The sequence below is a fragment of the Acinetobacter towneri DSM 14962 = CIP 107472 genome, from assembly GCF_000368785.1.
GTDB classification, from domain to species: domain Bacteria; phylum Pseudomonadota; class Gammaproteobacteria; order Pseudomonadales; family Moraxellaceae; genus Acinetobacter; species Acinetobacter towneri.
In genome coordinates this window covers 1-5,567 of record NZ_KB849679.1, presented here as the reverse complement: position 1 = coordinate 5,567, position 5,567 = coordinate 1, and the positions used below count along the sequence as shown (strand labels likewise).

Annotated in this window: 4 protein-coding genes, 1 rRNA gene and 1 pseudogene; 5 read left to right on the top strand and 1 reads right to left on the bottom strand. The window is 39.9% G+C overall.

Annotated elements, in window-relative coordinates:
* The 3 genes and pseudogenes from F947_RS14105 to erpA all read left to right on the top strand — a co-directional run.
* Positions 1-90, top strand: a pseudogene (locus tag F947_RS14105) (RNA-guided endonuclease TnpB family protein); the annotation flags it as partial.
* Between the two features lie 157 nt (positions 91-247).
* On the top strand, positions 248-1,255 hold the full coding sequence (locus F947_RS00360; RefSeq protein ID WP_004969746.1) for a putative solute-binding protein: 1,008 nt from the start codon (positions 248-250) through the stop codon (positions 1,253-1,255).
* A gap of 133 nt (positions 1,256-1,388) precedes the next feature.
* Entirely contained in the window at positions 1,389-1,724 is a 336-nt protein-coding gene (erpA, locus tag F947_RS00355) for an iron-sulfur cluster insertion protein ErpA (RefSeq protein ID WP_004969742.1), read from the top strand.
* Between the two features lie 130 nt (positions 1,725-1,854).
* Here erpA and F947_RS00350 read toward each other — a convergent pair whose 3' ends face one another.
* Complete coding sequence (locus F947_RS00350; RefSeq protein WP_004969740.1) at positions 1,855-2,982, bottom strand: anhydro-N-acetylmuramic acid kinase; 1,128 nt, start codon at positions 2,980-2,982, stop codon at positions 1,855-1,857.
* Between the two features lie 63 nt (positions 2,983-3,045).
* On the opposite strand from F947_RS00350, the gene tyrS reads away from it, so the two are divergent.
* Together tyrS and F947_RS14810 are read left to right on the top strand one after the other, a co-directional pair.
* Positions 3,046-4,278 (top strand): tyrosine--tRNA ligase, encoded by a 1,233-nt coding sequence (tyrS, locus tag F947_RS00345; protein WP_162164701.1) that lies wholly within the window; start codon positions 3,046-3,048, stop codon positions 4,276-4,278.
* Positions 4,279-5,497: 1,219 nt separating this feature from the next.
* A 16S ribosomal RNA gene (locus tag F947_RS14810) occupies positions 5,498-5,567 on the top strand; the annotation flags it as partial.

The following is a 5,567-nucleotide window of genomic DNA, read 5'->3' as shown; positions in this document are numbered from 1 at the left end:
GGTACGCTCCATGATCGGGATGTAAATTCCGCACTGAATATTCTTGCGCTCGGGCATGAGCGTCTAGCAGTAGGAATCTCCGTCCTTTAGGTCGGGGAGGATGTCAAATTGAAAGATTCGTCAATTGAGTCATATCAGCCAAAGATCAAAATTCGCTAATCTTAGCTTGATGAAAAGTACAGTGCTACAAAATTGAAGGTTTGAATCAATTTTGACCAGAAAAACAAAAAATGGAAGGAACTATAAAATGAAACAATGGACGCAAGCTTTATTATTCGGTGCAGGCTTGTCTTTAGCCGCCAGTGCAGTGCAGGCTAAGCAAGTGGTCTGTGTATTCGACTTGGTCGGTAAAAACGGTGATGTCTATAACTTAATGCAAGACTATCAATTGGCGGCCAAAAACTGGGGCGCAGAAATTGAGTTACGCGTAGGTCAAAACGAAGGCGTGATTGCAGAAGATTTTAAAGCAGGAAAATGTGATGGTATTAGTGTGACGGGCATGCGTGGTCGTCAATTTAACCATTTTACAGGCTCATTAGATGCAATTGGTGCGATTCCAGATTTAAAACTGGCAGTTAAAGTCATGCAAGGTTTGGCGAGTCCTGCTTTTGCCAAATATATGCGCAATGGTCAGTATGAAGTCGCAGGTGTCATTCCTGTGGGTGATGCCTTTTTGATGGTGAATGACCGCAGTATTAATAGTGTCGCCAAAGCCGCGGGGAAAAAAATTGCTGTTTTAGATTATGACCAAGCGCAAAAAATTATGGTACAGCAAATTGGTGCGCAAGCAGTAAGTGCCGATGTCACCAATTTTGGCAGTAAATTTAACAATGGTCAGGTCGATATTATTGGTGCGCCTGCTGCAGTATTCCGTCCTTTGGAACTACATAAAGGCTTAGGCACTAAAGGCGCGATTGTGAATTATCCAATTTTACAGGTCACGGGCAATATCATTATCCGCCCAGATAAATTCCCTGCAGGTTTTGGGCAAAAATCACGTGAATGGGTGAAAGGGCAGTTACCACGTGCCTTTGGTATTTTAGGCAAAATGAAAGCCGATATTCCTGCAAAATATTGGATGCAAGTGCCTGCAGCAGATCAACCGGGTTATCAAAAAATGATGCGTGAATCGCGGATTGATTTAACTAAACGTGGTGTTTATGACAAACGCATGATGAAATTATTGTGGCAATTCCGTTGTAAACAAGCGCCAACCAATTTTGAATGTGGTTTGCAGGACGAAAATTACAAATAATTGGAGAATCTTGAGGTAATTACTCAGAATTCACTTTAATTCTGCATCACCGTCCCAATATTGAGTATGCTATACTTGATAAGTGGTCTTTTTGCAGAAAAGACATCTGAATTGTATCTGAGGAAAATCCATCATGAATGCCCAAGCACTTGAGCTCACCGATAACGCTGCTAAAAAAGTTCGCCAATTGCGTGACAGTGAAGGTAATCAAGACTTAATGTTACGTGTATATGTGACAGGTGGCGGTTGTTCAGGCTTTTCTTATGGCTTTAACTTTGCAGAAAGCCAAAATGAAGATGATGCAGAATTTGTGAATGGCGATGTAAAAATGCTGGTCGATTCTCTCAGCTATCAATATTTAGTTGGCTCGGTAGTGGACTATATTGAAGGCTTGGAAGGTTCGCGTTTTGTGGTACAAAACCCGAATGCAACTACGACTTGCGGTTGTGGTTCTTCATTCTCAATCTAAGTGTGATTTAAATATTTTTGAGTATCAGCATCCGAAAAAGCAGATTCATGTACTATAAAACGATAAAAGCCTTTCCTATATAGAATTAGGAAAGGCTTTTTTGTTCATGGTTTGGTTTAAAAGAATAAACTTAAACCAAAGTCATGGTACCTAAAATACGATCACCTTTTGCCCCTGTGACCGCAGGTAAATTGCCACTTAATTGCTGACAAAAACGCATTGCTAACCAAGCAAAGGCGGTGGCTTCGACCCATGTCGGGTTTAATCCTAAATCGGCTGTACTTTGTACAGTCCATTGATGTTTACGCAAACGCCAGCGCAATTGTTCTAGCAAGTAAGAATTATAGGCACCACCACCACAAACATAGACTTCGCCTGTATCCATGCCTGAACGATAAATGGCTTTTTTAATCGCGCGGGTGGTGAGCTTTAATAAAGTCGCTTGAATATTTTCAGGATTATCTTCCAGCTCGTCATATTCCACATCATTGCGCCAATCGGCAACCTGTTCATCTAGCCATTCCAAGTTAAAGTCTTCGCGCCCTGTACTTTTGGGTGGTTCTTTAGAGAAAAAAGCATGGGCTTGTAAACGATCTAACAAGCTGCGAATCGGATGTCCATACGCAGCCCAATTGCCATTTTCATCATAAGGTTGTCCTGTGTAACGCTCACACCAAGCATCCATTAAAATATTGGCAGGCCCTGTATCAAAACCCGATACTGCTTCGGGCTGTCCTGCAGGCAACAAACTGACATTGGCAATGCCGCCTAAATTTAAAATTACCCGATGAATACTCGGATGTTGGAATAAGTTTTGATGGAAAGCGGGCACTAACGGTGCGCCTTGTCCGCCTGCAGCCATGTCACGACGACGAAAATCTGAAATTACAGGAATTTGGGTGATTTCGGTGATGATGTTCGGATCACCAATTTGTAAAGTAAAAGCATGTTCAGGACGATGACGAATGGTCTGGCCATGCGAACCAATCGCTTTAATTTGAGATTTATCCAGTTTATTTTTTTCAATCAGGCTGTTAATACCATGTCCAATCATGGTGGCTAAAGCCACATCTGCTTTGCCCATGCGGTCAATTTCATTGTCACCTGGCAAAGTCAGTGCCATGAGTTCGTCACGTAAATCGGGATCAAACGGCAAAGTCAGGGTCGCGTGGAGTTGCAGTGGATCAAAAGAAGCAGCAACAAGATCGACACCATCCATACTTGTGCCCGTCATTACCCCAATATAGATCGCTGTCATGGTTATTCTATAGCCTGCAATATGCTGAAAAAGTGTTAGTATATCGCACAAATTGAATAACTGATGTGTTTGGATTTCGTGATGTCAAATTTCCTGCCGGCTGAAGAACAACTTGCTCTCATTCAACGAGGCACGCATGAAATTATTTCTGAAGAAGATCTTCTAAAGAAATTAAAAGAGAATCGTCCTTTAAAAATTAAGGCGGGGTTTGACCCGACTGCACCTGATTTACACTTGGGGCATACGGTATTAATCAATAAATTAAAAGTATTCCAAGACTTAGGTCACGAAGTATTTTTCTTGATTGGCGATTACACTGCCATGATTGGTGACCCAACAGGTAAAAGTGCTACACGTCCGCCGTTGTCACGTGAAAAAGTCTTGGAAAATGCCAAAACGTATCAGGAACAAGTTTTTAAAATTCTTGATCCAAATAAAACCAAAGTGGTGTTTAACTCTGAATGGTTTGCAACAAAAACTGCAGCAGACTTAATTCAGTTGGCATCGCAGCAAACCGTAGCGCGTATGTTGGAACGTGATGACTTCACCAAGCGTTATAACAACCAGCAACCGATTGCGATTCACGAATTTTTGTATCCGTTGGTACAAGGTTATGACTCGGTGGCATTACAAGCCGATGTAGAATTGGGCGGTACAGACCAGACCTTTAACTTGTTGATGGGACGTACCTTGCAAGGTCGTTATGATCAGGAAGCGCAAGTTTGTATTACTGTGCCAATTCTTGAAGGCTTAGATGGCGTGAATAAAATGTCTAAATCTTTAGGCAACTATATTGGCGTATTTGATGCACCGGGTGCGATGTATCAAAAAGTCTTGTCGATGCCTGATAGTCTGATTGAGCGCTATTTTGAGTTACTCAGCTTCAAGTCGATGGATGAAATTGAAATTTTGCTTAAAGAAATGGCAGAAGGTCGTAATCCGCAAGAAATCAAAAAGATTTTGGCACTCGAATTGGTTGAGCGTTTCCACGGCAGCGAAGCTGCAGCCAATGCGCATAAAGGTGCAGGTAATATCATTACCGAAGGTGAATTACCTGAAGGTACGCCAGAAGTGACGATTTCACGTGCTGAATTTGGTGGTGAATTATTTATTGCTTCTATTGTACGTGCTGCAGGTTTAACCAAAAATGCCGCACAAGCCAAAGATGCTGTTGCACGTGGCGCAGTAAAAGTAGATTGGAATGTGGTCGACGCAGGTTTCTCGGTCAAAGAAAACGCAACATATATTATTCAGGCGGGTAAAAAAGCCATTGCCAAAGTCACATTTACGGACTAGATCCATTCTAAGTGATTGAAATAAAAGCAGGCTTCGGTCTGCTTTTATTTTCTGTTTGGTATATTAATTATATGAATAAGTAAATTCAAAAAAAACCTTATAAAAACAACACTTAAATTTTTCCAAGCAGCTTGCATTTTTGCTCAGTTATGTATAAGATTTACCCATCTAGACACAGTGTACAAAACAGATCTAGAGGGTACTTATAACTATAGCTCCACAATTTACAAGTCCCTTCCCCAAGGGACTCTTTTTTTCGTATAACTATAATAATGATATATGGATCGCATATAGATTCAACTCCGAGGGAGAGATTTTGGGAGAGATCTCTTTCTTTTTTTTGCCTCTAGTTTTGTTGTGGTTTATATCTAAAGGTAAAATGTAAGATTACTTCTCTTTGTTTTATAAAAATTTTCTTAAAACTTTAAGACCTAAATTCAAAATTCAAAGCTAAAGCTACTTTTATACGGCAAAACCTCTTGTAGGTAGTGCATGTGGATGGCGCGATCTAAACTTGTTGAATAGAGGAGTAGACTCATTCGACTTGAAATCAATAATGTAAATGCTGAACACCAACTTTTAATCAACGGACACAAGACCCCCACACTGATATGAAATCAATGATAGGTACGCCGTATGTAGGAATATGATTCTGGATAATGCAAAAGCATTTTTAACTGAGATGTAAAATTTTTTTAGATATCATAAGACAAAAAGAATTGTATACATTGGCAATCGTTGATTACAGCCTGCAAAACTTGACCGATTTGAGCCCATAAAAGTATGGATAAAAAAGCCCTCTTTACTTTGTAGATGTGAGTTTTTATTTAAATTTGATGAAAAAATAGCTAAAAAATTAAAAAACCAAGTATTTTTGTAGAAAAAAAATACATACGTGAAAAATATCCTAATTTGGGGCTTGCAAAGATTTTGAAATCCCCTAGAATGCACACATCCCGACGCGAAACAGCCTACAAACTTAGCTCACAGGGTTAAGTTGTAGAGAATTTTTTGCGTTAAAATTTCTACTGACGAGGTAGAAGTTGAGATCATTAAGAGATTATGAAGAACAACTTGTGTGGATTTTTACTGATTGATTGATCGAAGATATTTCATTGATTGATTGGTTTAAATTACTCGAAGTTTATTTGAGCGAAATTTAAGTCAGAAAATTGATGAGCCAGATTTGGAAGTTTAGATTAAAACTTCAAAATGATTTTAACTGAAGAGTTTGATCATGGCTCAGATTGAACGCTGGCGGCAGGCTTAACACATGCAAGTCGAGCGGG

What these genes read in the sequence shown, in the direction of transcription:
- F947_RS00360 (WP_004969746.1), top strand. Translation starts at nt 248, where the DNA reads ATGAAACAATGGACGCAAGCTTTATTATTCGGTGCAGGCTTGTCTTTA.
- erpA (WP_004969742.1), top strand. Translation starts at nt 1,389, where the DNA reads ATGAATGCCCAAGCACTTGAGCTCACCGATAACGCTGCTAAAAAAGTT.
- F947_RS00350 (WP_004969740.1), bottom strand. Translation starts at nt 2,982, where the DNA reads ATGACAGCGATCTATATTGGGGTAATGACGGGCACAAGTATGGATGGT.
- tyrS (WP_162164701.1), top strand. Translation starts at nt 3,046, where the DNA reads ATGTGTTTGGATTTCGTGATGTCAAATTTCCTGCCGGCTGAAGAACAA.